Annotated in this window: 4 protein-coding genes; 2 read left to right on the top strand and 2 right to left on the bottom strand. The window is 35.5% G+C overall.

Annotated elements, in window-relative coordinates; all coding sequences use genetic code 11:
- Positions 1-60 precede the first annotated feature (60 nt).
- A complete protein-coding gene (locus tag Q3C19_RS18155) occupies positions 61-351 on the top strand; it encodes a hypothetical protein (RefSeq protein WP_302731247.1) in 291 nt (96 codons plus the stop codon).
- Positions 352-423: 72 nt separating this feature from the next.
- Here Q3C19_RS18155 and Q3C19_RS18150 read toward each other — a convergent pair whose 3' ends face one another.
- A complete protein-coding gene (locus Q3C19_RS18150) occupies positions 424-861 on the bottom strand; it encodes a hypothetical protein (RefSeq protein WP_302731245.1) in 438 nt (145 codons plus the stop codon).
- 86 nt (positions 862-947) lie between these two features.
- On the opposite strand from Q3C19_RS18150, the gene Q3C19_RS18145 reads away from it, so the two are divergent.
- Positions 948-1,310: a hypothetical protein gene (locus tag Q3C19_RS18145; protein ID WP_302731243.1), complete on the top strand. Its 363-nt coding sequence runs from the start codon at positions 948-950 to the stop codon at positions 1,308-1,310.
- Positions 1,311-1,370: 60 nt separating this feature from the next.
- Here Q3C19_RS18145 and Q3C19_RS18140 read toward each other — a convergent pair.
- On the bottom strand, positions 1,371-1,682 hold a 312-nt coding region (locus Q3C19_RS18140), incomplete at its 5' end, for a hypothetical protein (protein WP_302731240.1).

Genomic DNA, 1,682 nt, shown 5'->3' with positions numbered 1-1,682 from the left:
GCTTCTGGATGGCAATCTTGGAAAACAATATCATTACAATAACATATTATATCAATCTATGTGGGAGAACTATTACCTGTGGCATCTGATTCCCAAAAAGGACTTATGCCTGCTGGTAATTTTACTAAATTAGGTGATTTATATGGAAAAGACGGGAAGAGTGTAAGAGATGGTAGTGGTTATGGATATGGTACAACAAATGGTAGTGGTGTCGTAGGTCCATTTCTTTCTTTCACATGTGGCATAAGTGTGTTGCAAATCCAGGCCAATCAAACAGGTGAATCAATCAAATTTAGAACGAAAAATGCTGCTGGGAATTGGACATCATGGAAAACGTTTAATATAAGTTAGCAACATAATAATGAGACTGTCTCAGAATGAAACAACAGTAGCATTTTGAGACAGCCTATTCTAATTTGCTAATTATTGAATTGAAAATTCTACCGATGTGTAACCAGAAGGTACTCCATTAGTTGTAACATTCTCAATTGAATCAGGCATCTTCATGTTGATAATGTTAGCACAAGATACATAGTAAATATTATTTGTTGCAGGCATAATGTCAATATAGGTTTTATATGAACTTTCTGTACTAGCCTTCTTGACAATGCGTACCTTTAATATCGCATTGTCAGCACTTTTGGCAAGTACTGTTGCTAGGTTTTCAGCATAACCATCACCAGCTATATACATTAAAATTTTTTTTTGATTTTCATTTCCATACACATTAGATATATTTACTACCAGAGAAGAAGGGTAATTTGGCCCAACTGTTGACTCTGCTATCCTATACCAATTATCCTTATCGGCTTTAAAAGATTTAAGTGAAACTGTTTTAAGACTTGGTAGCAGTCCTCCCACACGTGCAGAATACTATACATAATGTTGTTTAATCTTCACGCGTGGGAGGACTATTACCAATAACGACAACCCTTAACAAAGGACTTATGCCTACATGTAGTTATTTGAGAATAAATAGTGTCACACCTAAATGGTATCTGCTTGCACATATTGCAGGTGAAATAGCCGTTTCAATTGATGCATGTCTTACGTCTTATCAAAATACACTTCCAGTGAAAGTAACATTTAATGCAATTGGTTACTCAAACCTCGCCAATTTAAAAGTTTACCTAACTGGAAACATACAAGGCAGCTATAATCTTAAACTTAAGTACAAAAAAGATGCTTCATCGGTCAAAATTTGGTGTTTTGCCGGTGACATCACGATAATGTTAAGCCGTCCACTCTCAAATGTATTAATAGAACAAGAGCCGGATAAAGATTCAATAGATATTACTGGTAACATTTAAGACTGCTGTTTTACAAAAAAACGAGAACATGGCATTGATAGCCCATAAAATATTGATGAATTAGAATACGAGAACAGATATTTTACATCCCACGCTTCCGAATTTTGCTGTTACGATAAATGTTGTACCCTGTAATTCGTACGTTAAATAGTTTGCTAATCCATCATTGAGGGTTATTATGCCATATCTGTCGACCAATAACAAGGAATGTTTTTTCTCATAGTCATACGATATAACAATAATATATCTTGAGCTCCCTTCAACTGCGAGTTGAAACGCATCAGACGGGGTTATTGATTTATTATATGTTTTACGTACTAAACCATTTGTAGGTAGCAGTCCTCCCACAACTGCCGCAAGGTCAGCCTTGCT

The organism is Bacteroides sp. ET489 (genome assembly GCF_030518095.1).
Classification (GTDB): Bacteria; Bacteroidota; Bacteroidia; order Bacteroidales; family Bacteroidaceae; genus Bacteroides; species Bacteroides ndongoniae.
The sequence above is the reverse complement of the archived record's forward strand: the minus strand, read 5'-3'. Positions and strand labels throughout refer to the sequence as shown.

What these genes read in the sequence shown, in the direction of transcription:
- Q3C19_RS18145 (WP_302731243.1), top strand. Translation starts at nt 948, where the DNA reads ATGCCTACATGTAGTTATTTGAGAATAAATAGTGTCACACCTAAATGG.